Origin of the sequence: Xanthomonas sp. WHRI 7064 (assembly GCF_040202355.2) — a bacterium.
Lineage (GTDB): Bacteria > Pseudomonadota > Gammaproteobacteria > Xanthomonadales > Xanthomonadaceae > Xanthomonas > Xanthomonas arboricola.
In genome coordinates this window covers 2,107,646-2,132,995 of the sequence record NZ_CP167821.1, presented here as the reverse complement: position 1 = coordinate 2,132,995, position 25,350 = coordinate 2,107,646, and the positions used below count along the sequence as shown (strand labels likewise).

The 25,350-nt window shown below is 65.2% G+C and carries 18 protein-coding genes and 1 tRNA gene; 4 read left to right on the top strand and 15 right to left on the bottom strand.

Annotated features, from left to right (window positions below; all coding sequences use genetic code 11):
- Positions 1–161: 161 nt before the first annotated feature.
- Genes panC through pcnB form a run of 4 tightly spaced genes read right to left on the bottom strand, consistent with a single transcriptional unit; the run spans position 162 to position 3,708 of the window.
- Positions 162–1,004, bottom strand: coding sequence for a pantoate--beta-alanine ligase (gene panC, locus ABQY74_RS09310; protein ID WP_053054587.1), 843 nt, complete (start codon positions 1,002–1,004; stop codon positions 162–164).
- Entirely contained in the window at positions 1,001–1,816 is an 816-nt protein-coding gene (gene panB / locus ABQY74_RS09305) for a 3-methyl-2-oxobutanoate hydroxymethyltransferase (protein WP_349794620.1), read from the bottom strand. Before panB ends, panC begins: the two co-directional genes overlap by 4 nt.
- 35 nt (positions 1,817–1,851) lie before the next feature.
- A complete protein-coding gene (folK, locus tag ABQY74_RS09300) occupies positions 1,852–2,337 on the bottom strand; it encodes a 2-amino-4-hydroxy-6-hydroxymethyldihydropteridine diphosphokinase (RefSeq protein WP_349794621.1) in 486 nt (161 codons plus the stop codon).
- Between the two features lie 3 nt (positions 2,338–2,340).
- On the bottom strand, positions 2,341–3,708 hold the full coding sequence (gene pcnB, locus ABQY74_RS09295) for a polynucleotide adenylyltransferase PcnB (RefSeq protein WP_024939771.1): 1,368 nt from the start codon (positions 3,706–3,708) through the stop codon (positions 2,341–2,343).
- 47 nt (positions 3,709–3,755) lie between these two features.
- On the opposite strand from pcnB, the gene ABQY74_RS09290 reads away from it, so the two are divergent.
- Positions 3,756–3,830, top strand: a tRNA-Glu gene (locus ABQY74_RS09290).
- A 437-nt stretch (positions 3,831–4,267) separates the two neighbouring features.
- On the opposite strand, the gene folE2 is transcribed toward ABQY74_RS09290, so the two are convergent.
- Entirely contained in the window at positions 4,268–5,191 is a 924-nt protein-coding gene (gene folE2 / locus ABQY74_RS09285) for a GTP cyclohydrolase FolE2 (RefSeq protein WP_349794625.1), read from the bottom strand.
- A 36-nt stretch (positions 5,192–5,227) separates the two neighbouring features.
- Positions 5,228–6,388: an N-acetylmuramoyl-L-alanine amidase gene (locus tag ABQY74_RS09280; RefSeq protein WP_349794628.1), complete on the bottom strand. Its 1,161-nt coding sequence runs from the start codon at positions 6,386–6,388 to the stop codon at positions 5,228–5,230.
- Between the two features lie 220 nt (positions 6,389–6,608).
- Between ABQY74_RS09280 and ABQY74_RS09275 the strand changes: the two genes are divergently transcribed.
- Positions 6,609–6,833, top strand: coding sequence for a hypothetical protein (locus ABQY74_RS09275; protein WP_349794630.1), 225 nt, complete (start codon positions 6,609–6,611; stop codon positions 6,831–6,833).
- A 189-nt stretch (positions 6,834–7,022) separates the two neighbouring features.
- Positions 7,023–7,514 carry a hypothetical protein gene (locus ABQY74_RS09270; RefSeq protein ID WP_167704011.1) on the top strand — a complete coding sequence of 164 codons (492 nt, stop codon included), beginning with the start codon at positions 7,023–7,025 and terminating at the stop codon, positions 7,512–7,514.
- Here ABQY74_RS09270 and ABQY74_RS09265 read toward each other — a convergent pair.
- From ABQY74_RS09265 to ABQY74_RS09240, 6 genes are all read right to left on the bottom strand, one after another.
- Positions 7,468–9,006 (bottom strand): MASE1 domain-containing protein, encoded by a 1,539-nt coding sequence (locus ABQY74_RS09265; protein ID WP_349794632.1) that lies wholly within the window; start codon positions 9,004–9,006, stop codon positions 7,468–7,470. The genes ABQY74_RS09270 and ABQY74_RS09265 overlap by 47 nt on opposite strands.
- Positions 9,007–9,381: 375 nt before the next feature.
- Positions 9,382–10,809 (bottom strand): sugar porter family MFS transporter, encoded by a 1,428-nt coding sequence (locus ABQY74_RS09260; protein WP_349794634.1) that lies wholly within the window; start codon positions 10,807–10,809, stop codon positions 9,382–9,384.
- Positions 10,810–10,896: 87 nt separating this feature from the next.
- Complete coding sequence (gene xylA / locus ABQY74_RS09255) at positions 10,897–12,234, bottom strand: xylose isomerase (RefSeq protein WP_054591108.1); 1,338 nt, start codon at positions 12,232–12,234, stop codon at positions 10,897–10,899.
- 47 nt (positions 12,235–12,281) lie between these two features.
- Positions 12,282–13,775 (bottom strand): xylulokinase, encoded by a 1,494-nt coding sequence (xylB, locus tag ABQY74_RS09250; RefSeq protein ID WP_016903224.1) that lies wholly within the window; start codon positions 13,773–13,775, stop codon positions 12,282–12,284.
- Positions 13,772–16,153, bottom strand: coding sequence for a glycoside hydrolase family 95 protein (locus ABQY74_RS09245; RefSeq protein WP_349794250.1), 2,382 nt, complete (start codon positions 16,151–16,153; stop codon positions 13,772–13,774). Before ABQY74_RS09245 ends, xylB begins: the two co-directional genes overlap by 4 nt.
- 91 nt (positions 16,154–16,244) lie before the next feature.
- On the bottom strand, positions 16,245–19,148 hold the full coding sequence (locus ABQY74_RS09240) for a TIM-barrel domain-containing protein (RefSeq protein ID WP_349794252.1): 2,904 nt from the start codon (positions 19,146–19,148) through the stop codon (positions 16,245–16,247).
- Here ABQY74_RS09240 and ABQY74_RS09235 point away from each other — a divergent pair.
- Positions 19,147–19,281, top strand: a complete 135-nt coding sequence (locus ABQY74_RS09235) for a hypothetical protein (RefSeq protein ID WP_349794254.1) — start codon at positions 19,147–19,149, stop codon at positions 19,279–19,281. The genes ABQY74_RS09240 and ABQY74_RS09235 overlap by 2 nt on opposite strands.
- Here the strand turns inward: ABQY74_RS09235 and galD are convergent.
- From galD to ABQY74_RS09220, 3 genes are all read right to left on the bottom strand, one after another.
- Positions 19,272–20,942, bottom strand: a complete 1,671-nt coding sequence (gene galD / locus ABQY74_RS09230; protein ID WP_349794347.1) for a GH35 family beta-galactosidase GalD — start codon at positions 20,940–20,942, stop codon at positions 19,272–19,274. The genes ABQY74_RS09235 and galD overlap by 10 nt on opposite strands.
- A gap of 83 nt (positions 20,943–21,025) precedes the next feature.
- A complete protein-coding gene (locus ABQY74_RS09225; protein WP_349794256.1) occupies positions 21,026–22,942 on the bottom strand; it encodes a sialate O-acetylesterase in 1,917 nt (638 codons plus the stop codon).
- A 106-nt stretch (positions 22,943–23,048) separates the two neighbouring features.
- Complete coding sequence (locus tag ABQY74_RS09220) at positions 23,049–25,310, bottom strand: cellulase (RefSeq protein WP_349794258.1); 2,262 nt, start codon at positions 25,308–25,310, stop codon at positions 23,049–23,051.
- Positions 25,311–25,350: the final 40 nt, after the last annotated feature.

Here is a 25,350-nt window from a genome sequence, read left to right as displayed (position 1 = left end):
AGGAAAGCCGGCATTTTAGCGGAAAGCGCCGGTGTCCACCGGCCTGCCGCGCAACCGGTGGTGAGGGCTTCAGGCCGGCACTGGACAAACGCGCCTGTGCGCCGGACAGCGGGTGTCGCCGGTCACGGCCTGACGCAGCACTTGCAGCGGCATCAGACCGCTCAGAATTCCAGGTTGTCGATCAGCCGCGTGCTGCCCAGACGGGCGGCGATCAAGGCCACGCGCGCGCCGGCATGGCTATCGCCCGGCTCGCTCAGGTCGGGCAGCCGCACCACCGCGTAATCGACGCGGAAACCGGCCTGTTCCAGCGCCTGGGTGGCGGCGTCCTCGACCTGCGCACGCGGCGTACCGGCGGCGTAGCTGTCGCGCATCTGCAGCAGCACCTTGCGGATCTGGGTCGAGCGCGGGCGCTCGTCGTCGGTCAGATACTGGTTGCGCGAGCTCATCGCCAGGCCGTCGGCCTCGCGCACGATGCTGCCGCCCAGGATCTCGATCGGAAACGCCAGGTCGGCCACCATCTGGCGGATCACCGCCAGCTGCTGGTAGTCCTTCTTGCCGAACGCGGCCACGTCCGGCTGCACCTGGTTGAACAGCCGCGCCACCACCGTGCACACGCCGTCGAAATGCCCCGGCCGGCACACACCTTCCAGCACGTCGCTGACGCCCGGCGCGTGGATCGGCGTGGCCAGTGCGGTGCCGAGCGGATACATGGTGTCCACGTCCGGCAGCCACAGTGCATCGCAACCGGCGTCTTCCAGGCCGCGCAGGTCGGCCTCGGGCGTGCGCGGGTAACGCGCGAAGTCTTCATTAGGGCCGAACTGGGTCGGGTTGACGAACACGCTCGACACCACGCGGTCGGCGTACTGGCGCGCCAGCATCACCAGCGAATAGTGGCCGGCATGCAGGTTGCCCATGGTCGGCACCAGCGCCACGCGCAGGCCCTCGCGCTTCCAGCCGGTGACCAGTGCGCGCAGGGTGGAAAGATCGGTCAGGGTCTGGATCATGCGGCGTACGCGTGCGCTGCGTCGGGGAAGCTGCCGTCGCGCACGGCCTGCGCGTAAGCACGCACCGCGCCCGCCACCGAGCCACCTTCGGCGAGGAAATCCTTGACGAACTTGGGACGGCGGTGGCCGCTGTCCAGGCCCAGCATGTCGTGCATCACCAGCACCTGGCCATCGCAGCCGGGGCCGGCGCCGATGCCGATGGTGGGCACGCCGAGCGCGGCGCTGATCTGGGTGGCGATCGGCGTGGGCACGCATTCCAGCACGACCAGGCTGGCACCGGCATCGACCACGGCCTGCGCGTCGCGGCGCAACTGTTCGCCGGCTTCGCCGCGCCCCTGCACCGTGTAACCGCCAAAACGCAGCACCGATTGCGGGGTCAGCCCCAGATGCGAGCAGACCGGGATCTCGCGCTCGACCAGATAGCGGATCACCTCGAGCTTGTGCCCGGCGCCCTCGATCTTGACCATCTCCGCGCCGGCCTGCAGCAGTTGGGTGGCAGCGTCCAGTGCGCGCGCCGGCGTGGCATCGGCCTGGAACGACAGATCGGCCACCAGCAACGCCCGCTCCAGCACCCTTGCCACTGCGGCGGTGTGGTAGACCATGTCGGCGGTGGTCACCGGCAAGGTGGAATCGTGCCCCTGCACCACCATGCCCAGCGAATCGCCGACCAGGATCAGGTCCACGCCGTTGGCATCGAAAGTCCGCGCAAAGCCGGCGTCGTAGGCGGTCAACATGACCAGTTTTCGACCCTCGCGCTTGGCCTGCGCCAAGGCGGGCACGGTCCAGGGCTTGCTGTCGGTATGGCTGCTCATGAAGTCATTACGTGGGGTGATAAGCCGGCCATTATCTACCCAATCGGCTCCAGCCCGCAGACATCGATGGCCTGCAGGGCGTGTCGCACTGTTCCATGGCCCGGAATGATCGCCTCCGGAGCGAGCTCGGACAGCGGCAGCAGCGCAAAAGCGCGCGCCTGCAGATGCGGGTGCGGGACCTGCAGGCGTGGCAGGTCGATCAACTGATCGGCGTACAGCAGCAGATCCAGGTCCAGCGTGCGCGGGCCCCAGCGCTCGCCGTCGATACGCTGCCGGCCGAAGGCCTGCTCGATGCTGAGCAAGGCCTCCAGCAATTCCAGCGGCGCCAGCGCGGTGCGCAGCTGCGCCACCGCATTGATGAAATCGGGCTGGTCTTCGCGGCCCCAGGCCGGCGTGCGGTACAGGCGCGAGGCGGCAATCAGGGTGGATTGCGGTAGCTCGCCCAGTGCGAAGATGGCCGCGCGCACGCTGGCCTCGGCCGGGCCCAGGTTGGCGCCCAGGCCGACAAAGGCGGTCTGCACGCCCTACTCGCCTGCCGGTGCGCCGGTGCGACGGCGGCGGCGCCGCCGCTTGCGCGGTGCACCTTCCTCGCCTTCGTGATCGGCCTGCGCGGTTTCGATCGCATCGACCAGTTCCTGGCCGGAGGACTTCTGCGCCTCGCGCCAGAACTCCACATCGGCGGCGTGATCGGCCGAGGCGAACTGGCGCAACACCAGGAAATCGAACGCGGCGCGGAAACGCGGATGCGACAAGGTGCGGAACACGCGCTTGCGCTGACGCGAGGAGAAGCGCGTCTGCAGCAGCCAGATTTCCTGCATCGGCAGCGAGAAACGGCGCGGCAGCGCCACGCGCTCGAGCTGATGCAGGGTGACCCGGTCGGCGGCGCGACGCTGCGCGTCTTCCGGCTGCACGCCCTGCGCCTGCAGGCCCATCAGGGTGCGGCAGAACGCCGGCCAGAGCAGCAGGGCGAACAGGAACGCCGGCGACACCGGCTCGTCGTTGGCCACGCGCGCATCGGTATTGCGCAGGCCTTCCAGCACCATGGCGCGCAATGCGCCACTGCGGTTGGAGCGCAATGCGGCCGCACTCTCCGGGAACAGCGCACCGAGCAGGCCGTAACGCTCCAGCCCCTCAAAACTGGCCACGCCATGCCCGGACAGGAACAGCTTGAGGATCTCTTCGAACAAGCGCGCCGGCGCGGCCTCGGACAACAGACCGGCCAGGCGCGGGATGGGTTCTGCGGTGCCGGCTTCGATATCGAAGTTCAGCTTGGCCGCCAGACGCACCGCGCGCAGCATGCGCACCGGATCTTCCTGGTAGCGCAGTTCCGGGTCGCCGATCAGCTTCATCAGGCGTGCCTGCACGTCCTCGAAGCCGCCGCAGTAGTCGCGTACCGAGAAATCCTCGATCGCGTAGTACAGCGCGTTGCAGGTGAAGTCGCGACGGATCGCATCGTCTTCGATGGTGCCGTAGACGTTGTCGCGCACCAGCCGGCCGTTATCCAGTTCGCGGTCGCCGCTGCCATCGTCGATGTTGGCGCGGAACGTGGCCACTTCGATGATCTCGCGGCCGAACACCACATGCGCCAGGCGAAAGCGGCGGCCGATCAGGCGACAGTTGCGGAACAGCGCTTTGACTTCTTCCGGCGTGGCGCTGGTGGCCACGTCGAAATCCTTGGGATGGCCGCCGACCAGCAGGTCGCGGACGGCGCCGCCGACCAAGTAGGCACCAAAGCCCGATTCGCGTAGGCGGTACAGCACGCGCAGCGCGTTGGGGCTGATGTCCTTGCGCGAGATGGTGTGCTGATCGCGTGGGATGACGCGCAGCGTGAACGGAGATGTAACTGAGGGTTCGATGATGGCGCTTCCGTCTTGTGTTGCAGGATTGCCCAACGGGTTTTAGCGCACTATACTAGCGCGCTGCACAAGACGCACCAAACGCTCCCTTCGTCTAATGGTTAGGACGTGGCCCTCTCAAGGCTAAAACAGGGGTTCGAGTCCCCTAGGGAGCACCACCGTCGTCTGACTGCAGAACACGCCAAGACCCCGCATTGCGGGGTTTTTGCGTTATTGGGCCAGGGTGGTTGCCGCTGGTCGGGTGGACGCGCATTGATCCCGCACCGGTCAGACAAGCGCAGCTTCCATGGCAACGCCATCGAGCCAATGTGCTGAGATGTGCCGATTGGCTGAGGCCGGTTACGGCGCCGGGCGCTGCGGGTTGCGCCTTGCCGTCGATCGCGCACTTCAGTCCTGCGGCTGCACGTGGTGCACCCTGGGGTGGGTGCATGGGCGTGGCTCTTGCCGATCACCCCACTACGAAAATCATGTACGGCCCGATCAACACATAGGCCTGCGCGACAGCGCGTCCGCATCGCCGCAGCGTGCGATCGACCTTGCACTTGCACGCAGCAACGGCAGATCGACATGGATGTTTGCACTGCATGGCATTTCCTCACTCAGCCAATGGATGAAACGCGCCGGCATCGCTGTCGGTTTCGGCAATGGCGTCATGGGCATGCAGACTTTCCAGGTGGCGCACTGCCACATGGAAGACGGCATGCCGCTCGGCCAGCACCTTGCGCAACCGCCGCGCGGCATCTTCGACATACATCAGGTTGGCGCCATTCAAGCGGGCAAACGCCTGCTCGTCGATGCGCCGTACCGCCGCCTGTACCGGCGTCGCCAGTGCCTGTTCGCACAGGCCTACCAGTTCGCGAATGTCGAAGCGCTGCATGCATTCGCTCAGCTCCACGCGCACCTGCGCCACGCTGCGCTGGCTATGCGGCGTGGCGTACGAACCGCTGTGTTGCAGCCATTGCGCAACCTCTGCGACCGGTAACGCATCGCGCCCTTGGTGCTGCTGCAAAAACGCATCGCTCAGCAACTGGCGCGACAAGGCCGCCGAACAGGGACAGGTGGAGGCGTACAGCACATCGACCTGCAACTGGATCTCGGTGCGGCCTGCCCTGGATTGCGCATCGATGCGCACCGGATAGGCGCGCCAACCGCTCAGCCCTTCGCTGCGCAGCGCCGGCATCCGCAGCATCAACTCGAAGTTCAGCGCCAGCCGCGCCGCACGGCTGCCGCAATCGGCATGACTGTCGATCAGCGCCTGCAGCAGCTGCGACACCATCGCTGGCGACACCGGCTGCTCCAGATGCCGATCCAGCAGGCGGTACAAGCGCGACATGTGGATGCCCTTGAGTTCCGGGCGCGGCAGATCCACCTGCACGCTGGCACGCGCGGCCACGCTGCCGCTGGGCCCGGCATCGGCCAGGCGCAGCGGCACGGCGATGTCCTGCATGCCGACCCAGCGCAGCGGCGCGCTCAGTGGGGAAGGTTCGGTAACGGCAACATCGGGAAGCGTGGCGGACATCGAAAGCTCGTAGAAGGAGATGAGGGCAATCGCGCCTCAGGCGCGACCGGGAAACATCTGGAAGTAATCGTCGATACCGGCATGCAGCGTGTGCGCCAGTTCGTCCTGATGTGTATCGCCGCACAATCGCCGGCAATCGTCGCGATTGCTCATGAAGCCGGTTTCCACCAGCAGCGACGGAATGTCCGGCGACTTCAACACGGCAAAGCCGGCCTGCCCGACCTGGTCCTGATGCAGCCGCGTCACCTGCTGCAGCCGCCCGAGCATCAACTTGCCGAACGCCACGCTGCTGGCGATGGTGCCGCTCAGCGACAGGTCGGCCAGCACCTGCGACAGCACCGGGTTGCTGGGCACGCGCAAGCGGCGCGCGCTGTCGCCCATGTCGTCGGCGGCGTTTTCGCTGTCGGCGATCCAGCGCGCCAATGCAGAGCTGGCGCCGTTCTGCGACAGGGCAAACACCGATGCGCCGCGCGCCTGGCTGCTGGGCGCAGCATCGGCATGGATGGACACGAACAGATCGGCATTGCGGCGATGGGCGATCAACACCCGCTCGTGCAACGCCACGAAGCGATCGTCGCTGCGGATCATGGTCGGCCGGTAACGCGGATCGGCCGCCAGGCGCTGGTGCAGCCGCCCCGCGACCGCCATGGCCACATGCTTCTCGTAGCGCGCATCGGCACTGACCGCGCCGGGATCCTTGCCGCCGTGACCGGCGTCGATGGCGACCACGTAGGGATGCAGGCGGGAGCGCGTGGGCGCAGCCGCCGCAACGGTCGGCTCGGTCGGATCGGCCGCAGACAACGACGCAGTGCCGGACACAGCAGCAAGATCGACCACCAGTGCACCATCCTCCCAGCGCGCCGTAGCTGTCAGCGGCTGCGCCAGATCGAGCACCACGCGCAGCCCATCGCCGTGCGGGCCGCTGCGGATGGCAACGACCGCGAGACCGTCAGGCAATGGATCGATCTGCGGTGGCTGTGTCGAAACGCCCGGCAGGTCGATGACCAAGCGCGCTGGATTGGACAGGCTGAAGCTGTGGTAGGCGACCTGCGCGTTCAATGCGAGTCGAAGTCGCAGCCCCGCATCCTGACGCTGCAGATTGCAGCTGCGCAGCATCGGCAGCGGCTGCGCGTGGACCAGGCGCGGCGACAGCACCAGGGCTGCGCCGACGGCATGCAGCACCTGCCGCCGCCTCATCGGGCCCACCCCGCTGGATCGACGCGGCCACCGCGCCGCTTCGAGCATGGAAGGTTCGGCATGGTGACCAGGCAAACAACACTCTGCGGTAAGGGACGCGACACGGCGTTACCAGACGAACGATGGAATTAAGTGTTATAAAGTAACACTGATCGCGCAAAAGCAAGCCCGCCGCGGCCCGCCAACGCCCTCACGTTCACTCTTGCCGAAGAGCACCACGATGTCGACCGTCATCCCCGACAGCTATACCGCCTGGCGCCACTGCATCGAAGTCGACTGCGCCCAGCCACTGACCGCCCCTTTCATCGTCCAACGACTCGCCAGCCTGCGCGACCTCGGCGACCACCACACCCAGCAGTTCTTGCGTCGTTGGGGCGAACCTCATCACCGGCGAGTGATTGGATGGTTTGAACGTGCCGGTGGCGAACTCGAGCCGAGCCGCTAAATAGCGCGCGCGCTCCAGCACTGCACATCACGCCTGACCGGATAGGTCCAGGTAACAGCGGATGCGGTTGACTGTTCCTCGCTGATCGGCAAACGGTATGCCGCAGCGATTTTCTGCGACAAACAATCAACAAAATCTGCCATTCAACACGTAACGTATAAGCGCCTGAATCGCAGGCGGAGTTGCCCCATGCAGGGGGAAGGCAAAATCATGAAGAACGCAAAAGATTGGCTTATGGCTTTTTGCGTCGTTGCTGGAATGCTGTCGTCAGGCATGGCAATGGCTCAATGCTGTGCCAATGGTGGCGTCGGCGTACATGCAATGACAGGACTTGGCGACAGCAATCCCAAGGCAGCCAACCTAACGATGGATCCGTCGCTTGCCATTTATGAACTCCATCGCGATGGAGTGACATATCTCCAGATCAACGATGTAACTGGAGTGGTCCACGCAGTGGTAGCACGAGTCGACAACGCACTCTGGACCTTGCCAATGGGCAAGGATGTAGAACGCGTCGTGCTGCCGGCGGCAAACAGGATTTCGGCAAGCACGAGTTCAAACAATCCGCCAATGTTTGATTCAACTCAGCGTGATCAAGCACGACTTGTCTACAAAACAAAAAACTTCACGGTATTCAACTGGCGGGAAGCAACTGGGGAACACTGGATAGTCTCCCCCTGACTGCAACGGAGACTGGCTCGGCAACCAGAAAGGTCAGAACAAACGCATGGCGGCGGCGAAACATGCCGCCATGCGCTTTCAAGCGCGCCTTCAGTTCAGCCTCCACATCGACCGAGTCGCTCTTGGCCGCCTCAGCTGACGACGAATCCGCAATCACGCGCACCAACACGCCCTTAGCCCCTCTCCCTGTCCAAGCACGAGCCTGGATGAAGTGCCGACTAGCCGGCGGCAAGATCTCCACACAATTGAGCGTACTGCGATAAGCACTCAATTGGAGCTCCAATGACAGCTTCCTGCAGTCACCGCGAAACACGCATTGAAACTGAGATTGGCAGAAGCGTTCGAGTGCTGACGAACGCAGAGCCTGATACAGCCCATGCGTCTCGATTTCCAACGGATACAGCGCGGCGACATACTGCTGAAGCAATTGCGACTCAAGGACACCAACCCGCGTCATCTCCATTGCTGCAGAATGCTGCCCTCTGCCCCTCAAATCAGCCACCACATCTTTGCGCATCTTGTTGATCTGAACATTGATGTCAGAGTATTCGAGCACCCGATTGCGCAGCATGCGCTCAGCACTGGAATAGCTTGCTCGGGCTAGTGTGAAGGCATCATCTCTTGGCTGGTTCGAAACCTGATCGCGGGCAGGCTTGCGCAGACGAGCATTGAAAACAAAAAGAGCTGTCGTCGTGACCGCATAGAGCAACTGGATACTAAAGACTTGTTGATCAAAAAACCCGATCTGATACACCCGAGGAAGCGAGAACTCAATTGCGAAGCTTGCCAATAGTGACCCTAGAGCACTGCCTCTCCACCCCTGCCTGAAAGTCAACACGACCATTGGCACGAGCATCGCAACCATCAAGATGCTTCGAGTCAATGGTTCCTGCGAGACCCCTAATAAGAAGAACAGACCGAGGATAAAAGCCACCGCGATTCCGAGATCTCGCTGGAGACTCGGGCGTACAGGACCGTCATTCCAGTTCGCCCATAACATCGCAGGAAGAAGCAAGACCAGCATGCCCAGATAGCTACCTGACCAATAGAGCACTATCAGGTCTAGTGCAGGGTCAGCCTGCGGTCCACCGAGGGTCGCGTTTATTAACAGACTGCATATAGCGTTCCAGAGAGCTATCGCAAGAGCAGCAGGAATAAACCAGTGCTGGCTTTTAACAATATGAGGAACTTGGTATCGAAGCAGGCCAATCGCCCCAGCAATCAAAGGCGCATGAATGAAGGGACTCAGATATGACCATAACGGATTGAAGCCCTGTAACTCGCCTAGCGGAATACGCAAGAACAACATCGCCGCAGCGTCACCTGCCAACAGAAAAGGCCACTCGCGATAAGGCCGAAAGAGCAAGGCGACTACGCGCAAACCAACCGGCAGATACCATTGTTCGATCGACAAGCGCCAAAGCATCAGAAACACCAGGCAGTAGCACACGCTGATCAGCATGCCTCTGACAAGCTCTTTAGCTACTGCCATACCACCACTCCTTGGTTCCACGATTCGCCCTAGTCTGGAGGGAAACTGCCTGGTGGAGTATAGCGGTGGCGCACAATTTGCAAAAAGAGCCGGTGCCCTTGCAGGCGGTTATCGCCGTTGAAGACGCGCATTGCACTTTGCTGGTGCGTTGGGCCACGCGGGAATCAGGCCGCCTGACACAGCACAGGTCAGAGCTGCCGGCAGTCACGAGACGACGCACGCACCCAATCCAGCCCAACGATGACAGCCAGCGCGATTGAGGCGCCCGCAGGTATGCGAGACATCGGCAAGATCCCGGCGAGACCGTCAACGAACAAGGCCGCGCAGTGCGCGGCCTTGTTCGTCTTCCATGCCGCTATCAGCATAACGGGGAGATCAGCCCTCCATCTGCTCCAGCTCCTTGCCCTTGGTCTCGTAGACGTACTTGAGCACGAAGAACACCGAGATGAAGGCGGCGACGGTGTAGATGCCGTATGCGCCGGCCAGGCCGATGCTGCCGAGCAGGATCGGGAAGCTGACGGTGATGGCGAAGTTGGAGGTCCACTGCGCGGCGCCGGCAATGGCCAGGCCCGAGCCGCGGATCTGGTTCGGGAACATCTCGCCCAGCATCACCCACATCACCGGGCCCCACGAGGCATTGAAGAACACCACGTAGACGTTGGCGGCCACCAGCGCGAGCATGCCCATGGCATCGGACATGGCGAGCTTGCCGTTGGGGTCCAGCGAAGCGGTCGCAAAGGCATAGGTCACCAGGGCCAGCGAGACCGCCATGCCGGCCGAGCCGATCCACAGCAACGGCTTGCGGCCGATCTTGTCGACCAGCATCACCGTGACCAGGCAGGCGCCAATGCTCAGGCCGCCGGAGAGCACGTTGATCAGCAGTGCGTCCTGCTCGGAAAAGCCCACCGCCTGCCACAGCACCGCGCCGTAATAGAACACCACATTGATGCCGACCAGTTGCTGGAACACCGCCAGGCCCACGCCGATCCAGACGATCGGGCGGATTTTGCCGGTGGCCTTGTTGATGAGGTCGGAGAACTTGGGCTTGTGCTGGTCGGCCCACATCGAGGCCGAGATTTCGGCCAGCTTGGTCTGCGCGGCGGCGTTGCCGTACAGCCGCTTCAGCACCACCAGCGCCTGCTCGCGGCGGCCCTTGACCACCAGGTAGCGCGGACTTTCCGGGATGACCAGCAACAGCAACAGGAACAGCAGCGAGGGAACCGCCTGCATCCAGAACATCCAGCGCCAGGCGGCCTGCCCGGCCCATAGCGGCTCGGTGGAGGCACCGGCCGCGTTGGCCAGCAGGTAGTTGCTCAGGAATGCGCAGAACAGTCCGCTGATGATGGCGATCTGCTGCATCGTGGCGAGCCGGCCGCGATAGCGCGCGGAGGCGACCTCGGCGATGTAGGCCGGCGAGATGACGCTGGCAGCGCCCACCGCAAAGCCGCCCATCACGCGAGCGAAGATGAAGAAGCCAGAACTGTGCGAGGCACCGGCGCCAATGGCCGAGAGCAGGAACAGTGCCGCCGAAATGATCAGGACCGCGCGGCGGCCCCAGCGGTCGGCCAGACGGCCGGCAAAGAAGGCGCCGATGGCGCAGCCCAGCAGCATCGAGGCGACTTCGAACCCGGTCTCGGCGGCGCTGGAATTGAAGGTCTGCTTCAGGCCGTCGACGGTGCCGTTGATCACACCGCTATCGAAACCGAACAAAAAACCGCCGATCGTGGCTACGCAACTGATCAGGACGATAAAACGGGTGTTCTCACCGGCATCGGGGGCGCCGTTTACGGAGACACTGGACATGGATTCACCTGGAAGCATGCAAGGGAGCGGCCACGGGGGCGGCCGACATCGGCCGGCGACGCGCAGTGCGCCGCCGGCCACGGGACATCAACGCGTCAGATACTGGTTGATCAGGTTCTCGTAGGCTTCCTGACGGCCGCTGAGCTGCTTGGGTTCGTTGCCGGCCGCGTACTTGGCCAGATCCACCAGCGTGCTGCTGCCGTTGGCGAAATCCGCGCCTGCACCGCTGTCGAAGCTGGCGTAGCGCTCGGCGCGCCACTGCTCCAGCGGCGAGGAGGTCAGCAGCGCATTGGCCACTTCCAGCCCGCGTGCGAACGCGTCCATGCCGCCGATATGCGCCAGGAACAGATCCTGCGGGTCGGACGACTCGCGGCGTACCTTGGCATCGAAGTTCAGCCCACCCGGTGCCAGCCCGCCCTGGCGCAGCACCACCAGCATCGCGCCGACGGTGTCGTACAGGTCGGTCGGGAACTGGTCGGTATCCCAGCCGTTCTGCGGGTTGCCGCGGTTGGCATCGATGCTGCCGAGCAGGCCGGCATCGGATGCCACCTGCAGGTCGTGCTCGAAGCTATGGCCCGACAAGGTGGCGTGGTTGGCTTCGATGTTGAGCTTGAAGTCCTGGTCCAGGCCGTGCTGGCGCAGGAAGCCGATCACCGTGGCGCTGTCGAAGTCGTACTGGTGCTTCATCGGCTCCATCGGCTTGGGCTCGATCAGGAAGTTGCCGGTGAAGCCGATCGCGCGGCCGTAGTCGCGTGCCAGGGTCAAGAAGCGCGCCATGTTGTCCTGCTCGCGCTTCATCTGGGTGTTGTGCAGGCAGGCATAGCCCTCGCGGCCACCCCAGAACACGTAGTTCTCGCCGCCCAGCTCGACGGTGGCATCGATCGCGGCCTTGACCTGCACCGCCGCACGCGCCACCACGTTGAAGTCCGGGTTGGTCGACGCACCGTTCATGTAACGCGGGTGCGAGAACAGGTTGGCAGTGCCCCACAGCAGCTTGACGCCGGTATCGGCCTGGCGCTGCTTGGCGATACCGACCATGTGCTTGAGGTTGCTCTGGTACTCACCGATGTCGTCGGCATCGGGCGACAGATCGATGTCGTGGAAGCAGTAGTACGGCACGCCGAGCTTGGTGAAGAACTCGAACGCGGCATCGGCCTTGGCTTCGGCGCGATTCAACGCGGTGTTGCCGATATCCCACGGGTACGCACGCGTGCCCGGGCCGAACGGATCGGCGCCGTTGCCGCAGAAGCTGTGCCAGTAGGCCACGGCAAAGCGCAGATGCTCGGCCATGGTCTTGTCGCCGACCTGCTTGTTGGCGTCGTAGACCTTGAACGCCAGCGGGTTGTCCGAGTCGCGGCCTTCGAAGCCGATCTTGCCGATACCGGGGAAATATTCCTTGGCGCCGATGTAGACGGTGTTGCTCATGGGGTGGAATGTCCTTGCTGCTGGGGGAGTTGTAGAAAGCGTGTCAATCAGCCGGCGTAGAGCGGGCTGACCACATGCAGGTGCTTGAGGAAGTGCTGGTAGTGCTGCTGATACTGGGCCACGCGCTGCGGATCCGGGCGCGCCGACAGGCTGTCGTCCACCTGCAGATGCTCCAGCACCACATCCGACAACGCGTGCGTACCGCCGTCATCGCGATCGCAGGCCCACAAGGCCTGCAACGCGGCACCGAAGGCAGCGCCTTCGGGCTGGGTCGGCACCACGACCTGCAGGTTGAAGATATCGGCCACCATCTGCCGCCATTGCGCGCTCTTGCTGCCGCCGCCGGTGAGCAGGATGGTGTCGAACTGCAGACCCGCCGCAACGAACGCATCGAAGCCGTTGCGCAGGCTATAGGTCGCCCCTTCCATCGCGGCGCGGTAGAAATGTGCCGGGGTGGTGTTGTGCAGGTCCATGCCGAACAGGCAGCCGCGGGCGGCCGGCAAGTCCGGGGTGCGCTCGCCGTTGAAGAACGGCAGCAGCACCAGCCCATCGGCGCCGGGCGTGGTGCTCGCGATCAAGGCGTCGGTCTGCTCGCGGGTGATCGAGAACATGCGCATCACCGCCTCGGTGGCGACGGTGCAATTCATGGTGCAGATCAGCGGCAGCCAGCCGCCGCTGGACGAGCAGAACGCGGCCCAGCGTGCCTCGTCGTCCACTACCGGGTGATCGGCGTAGGCGAACAAGGTGCCCGAGGTACCCAGGCTCATGGTCAGGCGCCCCGGCACCACGTTGCCGGTGCCGATGGCGGCCATCATGTTGTCGCCGCCGCCGGTGGTGACACGCACGCCGGCCGGCAGATTCAAGGCATCGGCGGCGGCGTCGGACAAGGCATAGACTGCGCCGGTCTCCACCAGCGGCGGCAGTGCCTCGCGCAGGTCGCGTTGTGCGTCCACCGCGCCGAGCATGCGCTCGGACCACTGCCGCGTGCGCACGTCCAGCCAGCCGGTGCCGGAAGCATCGCCGACTTCGGCAAAGCGCTCGCCGGTGAGCCAGAAGTTCACGTAGTCGTGCGGCAGCATCACCGTGGTCATCGCCGCATACGCCTCGGGGCGATGCTTGCGCGTCCACGGCAGCTTGGAGGCGGTGTAGCCGGCCATGATCGGGTTGCCGGCGGTGGCCACGCTGCCTGCGGCGCCGCCCACCGCATCCATGATTTCCTCGCATTCCAGTGCGGTGCTGGTATCGCACCACAGCTTCACCGGTGCGGTGACGCTGCCATCGGCGGCCACCGGCACAAAGCCGTGCTGCTGGCCGGAGACCGAGATGCCACGCACCTGCGCACGCTGCTCGCCATCGAGCTGCGCGAAGCAATGCACGATGCCGTCGATCCACCACTGCGCCTGTTGCTCGCGGGTGCCGTCGTCGCGGCTGATCAGTTCCATCGGCGCGGCGATCGTGGCGACCACGGCGCGCTCCTGCGGATCGTAGGCCACCAGCTTGACGCTCTGCGTGCCCACATCCAGTCCTACGTACAAGCTCATTGCGTCACCAATCGGTTGTTGTTGAGGCCCACCAGCCGGGTGCGCCCGGCACCCAGTTCCAGGTCCAGGGTCTGCCCTGCGTAAGACAGTTGATAGCGCCCGCCCCGCTCGCTGTGCACGCGTGCCTGCTGCAGGCGGCCGCCGTCCCAGTGCAGGTCCACGCTGGCACCACCGCGCACGCGCAAGCCACGCACACTGCCGCGCGGCCATGCCTTGGGCAAGGCAGGCAGCAGGAACACGCTGCCGCCCCAGCTTTGCAGCAGCATTTCGGTGATGCCGGCGGTGCCGCCGAAGTTGCCGTCGATCTGGAACGGCGGATGTGCGTCGAACAGATTTGGGTAGGTGCGCTCGGGCGAGATCAGCAGTTGCAGGATGCGGTAGGCATGCTCGCCATCGGCCAGCCGTGCCCACAGATTCAGCCGCCAGCCGATGCCCCAGCCGGTGGTGTTGTCGCCGCGCGTTTCCAGCGTGCGCTTGGCCGCGGCGGCAAGCTCGGGCGTATCGCGCAGATTGATCTGGCTCGAAGGATGCAAGGCATACAGATGCGAGACATGGCGGTGATGGATCTCCGGCGCCTGCATGTCCCAGTCCTGTTGCCACTCCTGCAATTGCCCCGCCTTGCCGATGCGGTTGGGCGGCAATTGCTCGCGCAGCGTGCTCAGCTGTTGCGCGAAGGCGTCGTCGACCTTGAGCAGCTTGCTCATCGCGATGCATTGGGCGAACAGATCGCGCAGCAGCTGCGCATCCATGGTGGGGCCGGCACACAGCGCGGCGTTGAACGGATGCTGGTTTTCCGGCGAGATCGACGGGTTGGTCACCATCGCGCCGGTCTGCGGATCCTTTACCAGCGTGGCGACGAAGAACTCCGCTGCGCCCTTGAACAAGGGATAGATCTTGCCCAGATACGCGCGGTCGCGGCCGTAATCCCAGCGGTCCCACAACTGCTGCAGCAGCCAGACGCCGCCCATCGGCCACAGGCTCCACTTGGCGCCATCGATCGGCCCGGCCTGGCGCCACAAATCGGTGTTGTTGTGCACCACCCAGCCGGGTGCGTCGTACATCGCACGTGCGGTGTGCGCGCCAGTTTTGGCCAGATCGAACAACATGGATTCCAGCGGTTCGACGCACTCGTGCAGCGCGTTGGCCTCGCTGGGCCAGTAGTTCATCTCGGTGTTGATGTTGATGGTGTACTTGCTTTCCCACGGCGGCTGCATCAGGTCGTTCCAGATGCCCTGCAGATTGGCCGGCTGGGTGCCGGGCCGCGAGCTGCAGATCAGCAGGTAACGGCCGAACTGGTGATACAGCGCGGCCAGCGCCGGGTCGTTGCCCTGCGCAAAACGCTGCACGCGCTCGTCGGTAGGCAGTGCCGCCGCCTCGCTGGTGCCGAGATCGATCGCCACGCGCCGGAACAGCCGCTGGTGATCGGCCAGATGCGCACGCAGCAATGCGGCGTAGTCCAGCTTTCCCGCCTTCTGCGTGCTTGCTGCGGTCAATGCCAGCGGATCGCCATCGACTGCATCAAAGCGTTGGTAGCTGGTGGCAGCGGTGAGCAGCAGCACCACTTCATCGGCGGCGTCGATGCGCAGGCGGTCGCGTAGCCCGCTGAGCGTGCCGCCCTTGACCTGCGGCAGCACGCGCAAGGCAAAACGCAGCTTGCCGTCGATGCCGGCGAAGCTGCCGTTGCGGCCGCTGAACAGCAGCCCGCCCTGCTCCACCGTGACCGCGCCGGTCTGCGGGCTGTCGATGCCCACGCGCAGGGAAATCGCGCGTGGCCGATCGCAGGACAGGCGCACCACGATGCATTGCGACTGCGCCGACACGAACACTTCGCGCTTGTGCACAGCACCGCCGGAGCGGAACGTGGTGGTGGCCACGCCGGTATCCAGATCGAGCTGGCGGCGGTACTCGCTGATGCCGTCGGCACGATCGAAATCCAGCAACAGATCGCCCAGCGGTTGATACGGCATCTGCTTGAGCGGACGCGAGAGCATCTTTGCGTCGGCCAGGGTTTCGGCTTCGGCATAGCGCCCGGCAAACACGAGCGCGCGCACCTGTGGCAAGGCCGCCAGCGCGTCGGGGCTGGTGGCATCGTACGGGCCACCTGCGTACAGCGTGTCCTCGTTGAGTTGCAGGCGCTCGTGGGCAATACCGCCCCACACCATCGCGCCCAGCCGGCCGTTGCCGACCGGCAGCGCCTGCACCCACTCGTTGGCCGGTTCGCGGTACCACAGCTGCAAGGCATCGCCCGCAGCAACGGCAGGCAACGATTGCTCGCCGGCAGCCTTGACCGGCGCAGCAATGGCGGACGCAGCCGGCGCAGCGCCCAGCGCCGCGAGTGCGGCACCGGTTGCCTTGCAGACTTCCCTGCGGGTCAGCACGTGCACCACCGTGCTGCATGACCGGACCTGCACGCCCTAGCCTTGCGGCGATCCGGCATCTGCGCACTCACTGACTGACAACGAGTTGCGATCATCGACGACGCGCTTTGCCGGACGCAATCTTGCGCTGCAACACGCTGACCGGATTACCGTCGTACTGGATGCTGGCATCGGTCCTGGGCTCCAGCGCACCGGCGTCCTCGCGCGGGCCGTCGACAAAGCGCACATTGACGGTGCGCTTGGCCTGCATGCCGGTCCAGCTGCCTTCGCGCTTGCCGATGCTCAGCTCGCCCTTGGCCTGGTTCCAGCTCAGCGGAATGCGGCTGAACTCGCCCTTCTCGTAGCCATAGCCCTTGCCGTCGTCCTCATACAGCGAGAACTGGCCGTCGGCACCGGTGTAGACCACCACGGTGAGCGGCGCATCCGGCTTCTGATCCACGTATTCCTGCACCGGGCCGGTCGGCACGATGGAACCGGCGCGCACGAACAACGGCATGCGCTCGATCGGCGCGGCCGCTTCGATGCTCTGGCCGCCTTCGTAGCGCTTGCCGGTGGCGAAATCCAGCCAGCTGCTGCCGGCCGGCAGATAGACCTGACGCGAGGTGACGCCGAAGCGGGTCACCGGTGCGACCAGGAAGGCCGGGCCGAACAGGTACTGGTCGTTGATGTCGCGGACCTTGGGGTCGTTCGGGAAGTCCATCATCATGCCGCGCATGATCACGCCATCGCGCTGATAGGTGTCGCCGGCCAGGCTGTAGATGTACGGCAGCAGCGCGTAACGCAGGCGGTTGTAGTACGCCATGCTGTCGTAGAACGGCGTGCCTTCCGGGGCAATGTTCCAGATCTCGCGGTACGGGAACTGACCGTGCGAGCGGAAGATCGGCACGAATGCGCCGAACTGGAACCAGCGCGTGTTGAGTTCGCGCCATTCCGGCAGGTGCGCCGGGTCCTGGTTCTCGTAGCGTTTCTCCACCGCAAAGCCGCCGATGTCGAAGGTCCAGTTGGGCAGGCCCGACAGCGCCATGTTGACGCCACCGGAGATCTGGTCACGCATGTCGTCCCAGCGCGAGACGATGTCGCCGCTCCACACTGCCACCGCATTGCGCTGGGTGCCGGCATAGCCCTTGCGCGAGAGGATGAACACGCGCTTGTCGTCGGCCGCACGGTCGCCCACGTACACGCCATGGGTGTGCGGCAGCGGGTAGGAATTGAAGTATTCGGTGGACGAGCCCAGCGCGTTTGGCGTGGTGCGCGCCTTGCGCTCGCCGATGTCCAGGTTGGAATGCACGTCCGGTTCGTCGGCGTCCATCCACCACGCATCGAAGCCCTTGCTGTTGAGCTTTTCGTTGACCTGGCGCCAGTAGATCGCCTGCGCCTTTTCCGAATACGGATCGTAGAACGAGTTCTTGTAGCCCTTGCCGATCCAGTCCAGCTCACCCACTTCCACGTTGCGCTTGAACATGAAACCGGCCGCGTCCAGTTCCTTGTAGTTGGCGGTGGTGGGATAGAACTTGGGCCAGATCGAAATCATGATCTGCGCATGCATGTCGTGCACCGCCTTGACCATGCCGTCCGGATCGGGGAAGTGCTGCGGATCGAAATCGTGCGAGCCCCAGGCGTTCTCGGGCCAGTACGACCAATCGAGCACGATGTTGTCCAGCGACAGCTTGCGCTTGCGGTATTCGGCTACTGCGCCGACCAACTCGTCCTGGCTCTTGTAGCGCTCGCGGCTCTGCCAGAAGCCGTAGGCCCACTTGGGCAGCATCACCGACTTGCCGGTCAGCTCGCGGTAGCCGGCCACGGCCTGATCGTAGGAATCGGCCGAGACGAAGTAGTAGTCGATCATCTGGCCGGCTTCGGACCACAGCGACAGGTCCTTCGCTTCGGCGGCCGGCAGCGGGTCGCGGTGCAGCAGCGCGATGTAGCTGGGGTCGATCAGGTCCCATTCGACCTTGACGGTGTGGCGCGTGCCCGGCTCCAGATCCAGCTTGAACTCGTGATTCCACGGATTCCAGTTCTGGCGCCAGCGATCGACGACCAGCTTGCCGTCCACGTACAGCTTGGCGTACTCGCTCGAATACAGCGAGAAGGTGTGCTCGCCACCGGTGAGCGCTTCGATCTCGCCCTCCCAGGTGACCTGCATGCGGCTGTCCTTGTCCTTGGTGATCGCCTTCTTCGGATACTTGGTCAGGTCGCTGAGATACTGGTAGTTCACCTCGCTCTCGCGACGCTCGACGATCTGCTTGCCGTTGATCGCATAACGCGCGGTCAGCGCACCGGCCTTGCCCTTGGCGTCATACAACTTCAACGTCTTGGGCAGCGGCTGCAGGCCGCGCGGGTCGCCCAGGCGGCTGATCGAGTTGTTGTCCCACAGCAGGCCGTAGTTGCGGCTGGACACCAGGTACGGCACCGCCATGTCGATATTGTTCTGCTGCAACTCGATGTTGCGGCCCTTCTGGTTCATCCAGCCCTGCTGGTGCTGGCCGAAGCCGTACAGCGCTTCGTCGTCGGGCGACTGGAAGCGCTGACGCACGCTCAGGTACTGCTTGCCCTCCACTTTCAGCGGCGCAAAGCTGCGCCCGCCGGCAACCTCCGACAACACCGGCTTGCCATTGGCATCGGCGAAGCTGACATGACCATCGACGGTGGACACGGTGGCGGTGACCTTGCCGGTCTTCAGCTGCACGCTGTCGCCCTGCTCGGCCAGCTGGAAGTTGCCATCGCCCTGCACCGGCACGCGCATCAGGCTGGGGCTGCGCGCGAAGTCGCCGTCCGGGTCGGCACTGACGCGGATGATGCCGGCATCGACCACCTGCAGACGCACCGGTGCGGCGCCCTTGGCGCTCGGCACCACGGTGACGCCATCGGCGGCCTTGCGCACTTCCTGCGCGTGCGCGGCATTGGCCAGCAAGGCCAGCGACAACGCCAGGCACTGCGCAAGCGGTGTACGTCGGGTGGCAGGCGCATGGCCGGCGGAACGGTTGATGGTTTGCATGTTCACTCCCTTGGAATTACGAAACGCTGCCGCGGGGGCGGCAACGCATGGGTTCATTGCGTTCGACCTGAAAGACGGCCTGCTGCGCAGCGATCTGGCTGCGCAGCAGGCGGCCGTGCAGGCTTACTTGTAGGTGGCCAGCTTGATCTTCAGCAGCTGCGGTGCGCTGGAAAAATTGACGCCGTAATCGGTCTGGTCGCCGTTCCAGTTGCGCTCGAACTTCCAGTCGCTGCCGTCGTACACGCCTTCCTCGACGCGGTCGTAAAGCATGTTGGCGGTCGCCTCGCTGGCCGGATGCAGGGTCACGCGCACGTGGTAGCCGGTGACCAGGAACTCGTCAGGGCCGAGCTCGGCGATCAAGGCCGCGCCGATCGGCTCGGGGTTGCCCGGCGGCTTGCCCTGGAACCAGAACTGCGGCACGCCGTAGGTGATGGTGGCGCCCCAACGCTCGTTGAGCTGCAGCTCCTGCACCGCCTGGCCGGGTTCTTCGGCCGTGCCGTGGAGCTTGCCTTCGGACGCGGCCTTGGCAAACGGACGCATGCCGCGCTTGACCAGCTCGAACCCCAGCGCAAACGGGGCCAGGGTTTCTGCGTTGACGTGCTTGGCGCCCAGCGGATAGTTGGAATAACGCGTGTAGTCCATGCCGAACGCCGACCAGCCGATGCCGTCGTGGCCCAGCGCGGGGAACAGATAGCGCGCGTATTCCGGGCGGTTGCCGGTTTCGGCGACGAACAGCGCATTGTCCGGGCGGGCGTAGCGCTCCAGTACCGTGGTGTAGGTACGGTACTCGGGCATGTAGATGTCCGGCGCCAGCAGGTCGATATGCGGGCCGGCGGCCTTCCACACATCCAGCACGTTGTCGGTGGGGCCGCCGCTGGCGTACTGGCCGGGCTGGCCGGGATTGAACGGGCCACGCAGTGCGGCGTTGACGTACATCGGCAGCGGGTATTCGGCCTTGCCGGCTTCGGCCACCTGGTCGATGTAGCGACCGATCGACCAGGCATGGAAGATCTCGTCCGCATCGGCACCGAACACCTGTGCCCAGCTGCCCAGCTGCTTGTTCAGGCGCTTGAGCAGCTCTTCCGGCACCGGGCCGTCGAACAGCTGCTGCGCCATCGGCGAGAAGTCGCGCACGCTGCCGTAAGTGCCCGGCTCGTTCTCGGGCTGGATCATGATCACGGTGTGCTGCGGATCGACCTGCTTCAGGTGCTGCATGAAGGCCACGAAGGCCTTGCGGTCGGCATCCAGGGTGGCCTGCGCATGCGGCGACAGCGACCCGATCGCCTTGCCCTCGCGCGTCACCACGCGCGGGAAGCGCTGGTTGTCGGTCTTGACCCAGTGCGGCGCATACGCCGGGCCGTTGTTCTTCCAGGTCGCAAACCACAGCAGCACCAGCCGCACCTTGTGCTCGCGCGCCTGCGTGAGCAGCGTATCGACGAAGGAGAAATCGAACTTGCCTTCTTCCGGCTCGACCTGCTCCCAGGCAATCGGCACCTGCACGGTATTGGGGCCCAGCACCTGCATCGCCGGCCACACCTTGTCCATCACGCCGGGATAGTTGCTGGAGTTGTTGACCTGCGCGCCCAGGATCAGGAATGGCGCACCATCGACCATCAATGCGTGTTTGCCGTCCTTGCTGACGAACTGCGGCATCGGTGTCTGCGCAGCCGGCGCCGCTGCCGTGGCAGGCGCGGTCGCTGCGCTACCGGCAGTCGGTGCCACTGCGGCCGGTTTGGCTTTGTCGTCCTGCTCGCCGGATTGGCACGCCGCCAGGGCCAGCGTCAGCGCGGACAGCAGCAGCGGACGCAGGTAACGGCGTGCAGGGGAAGGAGCGATCAAACGTGCAACGGGGGAATGCATGGACATAGGACTCCGTGTCACCAGGTATCGGTGCGGAAGGGGGAAACGGGAAGCTGTTCGCGATTGACCAGGTTGGCGTCGTCCGGGTTTTCGCTCCAGCCGTAGCGCACCGCGACCGGTGCAGCCACCGCGTCGCTGCGCACGATCACCCGATCGCCCTCGATGCGTGCGGTGGCCGGATGGAAGTGTTTGTCGGCACCGGCGACGCGGAAGCCCTGCACTTCGCCACCATTACGCACCTGCAAGGCACTGCCCTGCAGATCGAAACTCAGCATTGCCTGACCATCGGCAAAGCGCGCCTGCTTGAACACCGGCGCGCTGTACACCAGCGTTTCGCCATACGCCACATGACGTGCAGCAATCGCAAGGCGATGGCCGACATCGCGCTTGTTGGTGGGATGGATATCGGTGGGGTTGCCGATATCGATGATCGCCGCCTGCCCGGTCGCCGGCAGCGCCAGCGTCTTGGACTGCGACTCGCGCAACAGTGCCCACGGACTCAGCTCACCCTTGTCGCCGCCGGCCTTGAAGTTGGCCAGCTGCACCCACAGGAACGGCAGCGTTTTCGCGCCACGTTCGGCGCGCCATTGCTGGATCATCGCGGCGAACTGTTCACGGTACTTCAGCGCGCCGGTGTCGCTAGCATTGGTTTCGCCCTGGTACCAGATCACGCCCTTGACCGGGAACGGCTGCAGCGGATGGATCATCTGGTTGTACAACAGCGTGGGCAGCTGATTCTTGTTGTCGACCAGCGATACACGCACGGCGGCGGGGCGGAACTTCCAGCCGCCCAACGCGCGTTTGGCACCGGCGCTGGTCTGCACGAAGCGCTGCTCGTCCGGACCATGCATGCCGCCACCGCCACTGAGATCTTCCACCCGCACCGCAATGTGGTTGACCCCTGCATGCAAGGCCGAAGCCGGCACGGCGTAGACACGCGGCAGGTTCCACTGCTTTTCGGTCGTGCCGACCTGCTGGCCATTGACGTAGGTGATGTCCGAGTCGTCGATCTGTCCCACGCCCAACGTGATGCCGGCCTTGGCTTCGGCAGCGCTCAGGGTGACCGTGGTGCGATACCAGGCGATCCCGTCCATGCCGTCATAGCCGCTGGATTCCCACTGCTGGGTGGTCGGGATGCTGTCCCAGTCGCTGTCGTCGAATGTCGCTTCGCGCCACTGCGGCATCTCGCCATCCACCTTGGGCCAGCGCGCGATGCGCTTGCCGGTGGCGGCCTGCGCAGCGGCATCGCGCTGCTTGATCGCCTCGATCGCACCCTGGTTCTGCCCGGCATCCAAACCCAGCGAGGCCGCATCCATCCACGCCTCGATCGCGCTGCCGCCCCAGGTGCTGTTGACGATACCGATCGGCACGCCGGTGCTGGCGCGCAGCTCCTTGGCGAAGAAATAACCGACTGCGGTGAACTCGCCGGCGTTGTCCGGCGTGGCAGCCTTCCAGTCGCCGCCGGTCAGGCGCGCTTCCGGCTGCAGCGACCACGACTTGGGTACCTTGAAGTGGCGCAACTGCGGGTCGTTGGCGGCCGCCACCGCCTGCGGGCCATCGCTGGCCTGCGCCAGCGGCCACTCCATATTCGATTGGCCGCTGGCCAGCCACACATCGCCGACCAGCACATCGCGCACCTGCAACTCGCCGCCGTCGCCCTGCACGCTCAGCACATAGGGGCCGCCGGCCTTGTGCGCGGGCAGGCTGACCTTCCACTGGCCCTTGGCATCGGCTTTAGCGGTGGCCCGCTTGCCGTCGAAGCTGACCGTGATCGCGGCATGGGGCGTGGCCCAGCCCCACACCGGCATCGCCTGGTCGCGCTGCAGCACCGCGCCATCGGCAAACAACAACGGCAGGCTCGGTTGCGCCAATGCGGCAGGGCTGGCCAGGACCAGGCCCAACAGGCAGCCACGACGGATGAGGGAAACGGTCATGCAGTGATCTCCAGGGTCGGCGCGGCCACTCGGCGCGCAGCGATGCGACGGCGCATGCCGCCGTACACGGTAAGACAGCGCGATGAAACACGCAGGGACGCAGCGCTCATCGTGGATCGCCGTAGAAGATGCCACGCCCACCGGTGGCGAAGTACACGCGCCCAGGGAGGCGCGGGTCGCCGGTGACGCTGTAGGGCTTGCCGAACCGGTGCGCGTCGTCGTTGATGCGCAACCAGTGCGCGCCTTCATCGTCGGAGCGGAACACGCCGTCGACTCCATCCACGCGGCCGGCCAGATACAGCGCCGGCGGTGCGCCATCACGCAGTGCCTTGCCGATGCCCAGCGAACGCGCCTCGTCCGGCTTGGACAAGGTCTGCAAACGCCCGTCCTGCCAGCGCATCACGCCCAGCGCGGGGCTGGCCAGATACACCACCCCTGCCCGCCACGGATCCGGACGCAGCTGCGGGCGCGCCCGTTCGTCGCGCGCCGGGTTGCCGGCCTGTGCACCGGTGTCGCGAAAGTTCACTGCACCATCGCGGCTCTCGTACAAGCGCCCGCTGGCGGTATCCACTGCATACCAGCGCCGCGCATCGACGTGATCGGCCACCGCCAACGCTGTCTCGGGCAGGCCTTGCACACGTTGCCAGTGCTTGCCGAAATCGGCGGTGCGCCAGTTGCCGCCTTTCTCGGGCGCCCACACCACATGGGATGCATCGGCGGCAATGGCGATGTTGCCGGCGCCCTGCCCGGCTGGCGGCTCGCTTGCGAACGCCGTCCACTGCGCGCCGCCATCGCGCGAATACAGCGCACGGATCTCGTTGTTGCGGCGATCGCGCACGGTACCGCTGCGCACCACCCACTGCGCGGCCTGCCCGGCGGCATCGATGCTCTCGCCATTGGTCAGGCGCGGGCCGGCGTATTGCAGCTGCGCACGTTCCAGATCGTCATGCCGGAAGCCGTCGATATCGCCCAGCGCACTGAGCAGGTGCGCGCCCTGCATCGGGCTGAGCAGATCCAGCGGCACGGTCTCCTCCAGCCCGCGATCCTGGAACCACCACTGCAACGGCCGCTGCTGCCTGGCGAAATCCTGCAGGTTGCGCGAGGCCCAGATGCCGTAGCCGGTGACGAACAGCGCGTGGTTGCTGTCGAACGGATCGATCGCCAGCGCGCCCATCCAGTGCGGCGTGGCCTGTGCGGTCCACGGCGCTGCGCTGTGATCGAACTGCGCGCCCGCCAGCAACGGCGTCCAGCTGCGCCCGCCGTCGACGCTGCGGAACAGCTCATCGCGCGGGCTACGACGGCGGAAGGTGCTGGCCAGCAGCACCTGCGGCTGTTGCGGATCCACCGCCACCGCACCCCAGCCGAAGCCATCGCCGCTGGCCGGCTGCGCGATCGGGCTGATCTCGCTCCAGCGCCCCTGCGCCGGGGTGTATTTCCACAGCGCGCCGCCGGCCATCAGGTCCGGCCCGGGCTGGTCGCCGTAGCTCAGATACCACTGCCCGTCGCTGCCGCCGGCCATATGACTGGGACGCAGGCCCTTGGGCTGCCCGGCCACCGCCGACCAGCTGCGACCGGCGTCGTCGGAGACATACAGACTGGTCTGCGCGGTGGACACGCCGACATAGATGCGCGGGGTCGGACGGCCGGCGCGGCCGCTGGCAGCATCGAAGACGACAAAGGCGATGCCCACCGCCTGCTCGCGTCCGACATGATTGCGCGCCGTCGCGCCCGCCATTGCCTCGGCGGGAAATGCATCCACCCGCGCCCAGTGCGCGCCGCGATCGTCGCTGCGCCACAGGCCCGCATCCCGTGAGCCGAGCAACAGCACACGGCCATCGTGCGGGTCCACCGCCAGCCGTTCGCCATTGGAACGGCCCAATTGATTGCCGCCGAGTTTGAACGGCAACTCGGCACGCTCGAAACTGCGGCCGCGATCGAACGAGCGCAGCACCGCAGCATTGCCGGCGCGCTCGTGCATGTAAGTACCTGCGGCCAGATACAGCGCCTGCGGGTCGGCAGGATCGACCGCGAATGCGTCGATTCCCATCAGGTTCCAGTCGTCGGCGCCCAGCCAGTCGGTCAGCGCCACCCACTGCTGCGCACGCGCATCCCAGCGGTACGCACCACCGACATCGGTGCGTGCATACGCAAGATCGCGCTCGGCGGGATGAAACAGCACACCGGTGACGAATCCGCCACCGCCGATGGCGACGCTGCGCCATTGGTATGGCCCCTGCACCGCCGGATCGGCGGCCTGCAGCGGCAAAATCGAAAGCGACAACAGCACCAGCAGTGCCAGCCATACACGGACCGGCCACATCGCTGCGGTAACGCGGCGCACAGTAGGCGGATCGATCACAGCGATCATTCCTCCGGCTCCTCTTGCGATCGACGGCATGCCGTCGATA

Bases quoted from the DNA above. Each gene is read 5' to 3' on its own strand.
- ABQY74_RS09235 (WP_349794254.1), top strand. From the start codon at position 19,147: ATGTTCACTCCCTTGGAATTACGAAACGCTGCCGCGGGGGCGGCAACG.
- ABQY74_RS09260 (WP_349794634.1), bottom strand. From the start codon at position 10,809: ATGTCCAGTGTCTCCGTAAACGGCGCCCCCGATGCCGGTGAGAACACC.
- ABQY74_RS09280 (WP_349794628.1), bottom strand. From the start codon at position 6,388: ATGAGGCGGCGGCAGGTGCTGCATGCCGTCGGCGCAGCCCTGGTGCTG.
- panC (WP_053054587.1), bottom strand. From the start codon at position 1,004: ATGATCCAGACCCTGACCGATCTTTCCACCCTGCGCGCACTGGTCACC.
- xylB (WP_016903224.1), bottom strand. From the start codon at position 13,775: ATGAGCTTGTACGTAGGACTGGATGTGGGCACGCAGAGCGTCAAGCTG.
- ABQY74_RS09220 (WP_349794258.1), bottom strand. From the start codon at position 25,310: ATGATCGCTGTGATCGATCCGCCTACTGTGCGCCGCGTTACCGCAGCG.
- ABQY74_RS09275 (WP_349794630.1), top strand. From the start codon at position 6,609: ATGTCGACCGTCATCCCCGACAGCTATACCGCCTGGCGCCACTGCATC.
- ABQY74_RS09240 (WP_349794252.1), bottom strand. From the start codon at position 19,148: ATGCAAACCATCAACCGTTCCGCCGGCCATGCGCCTGCCACCCGACGT.
- ABQY74_RS09270 (WP_167704011.1), top strand. From the start codon at position 7,023: ATGCAGGGGGAAGGCAAAATCATGAAGAACGCAAAAGATTGGCTTATG.
- panB (WP_349794620.1), bottom strand. From the start codon at position 1,816: ATGAGCAGCCATACCGACAGCAAGCCCTGGACCGTGCCCGCCTTGGCG.
- folE2 (WP_349794625.1), bottom strand. From the start codon at position 5,191: ATGTCCGCCACGCTTCCCGATGTTGCCGTTACCGAACCTTCCCCACTG.
- ABQY74_RS09265 (WP_349794632.1), bottom strand. From the start codon at position 9,006: ATGGCAGTAGCTAAAGAGCTTGTCAGAGGCATGCTGATCAGCGTGTGC.
- xylA (WP_054591108.1), bottom strand. From the start codon at position 12,234: ATGAGCAACACCGTCTACATCGGCGCCAAGGAATATTTCCCCGGTATC.
- ABQY74_RS09225 (WP_349794256.1), bottom strand. From the start codon at position 22,942: ATGACCGTTTCCCTCATCCGTCGTGGCTGCCTGTTGGGCCTGGTCCTG.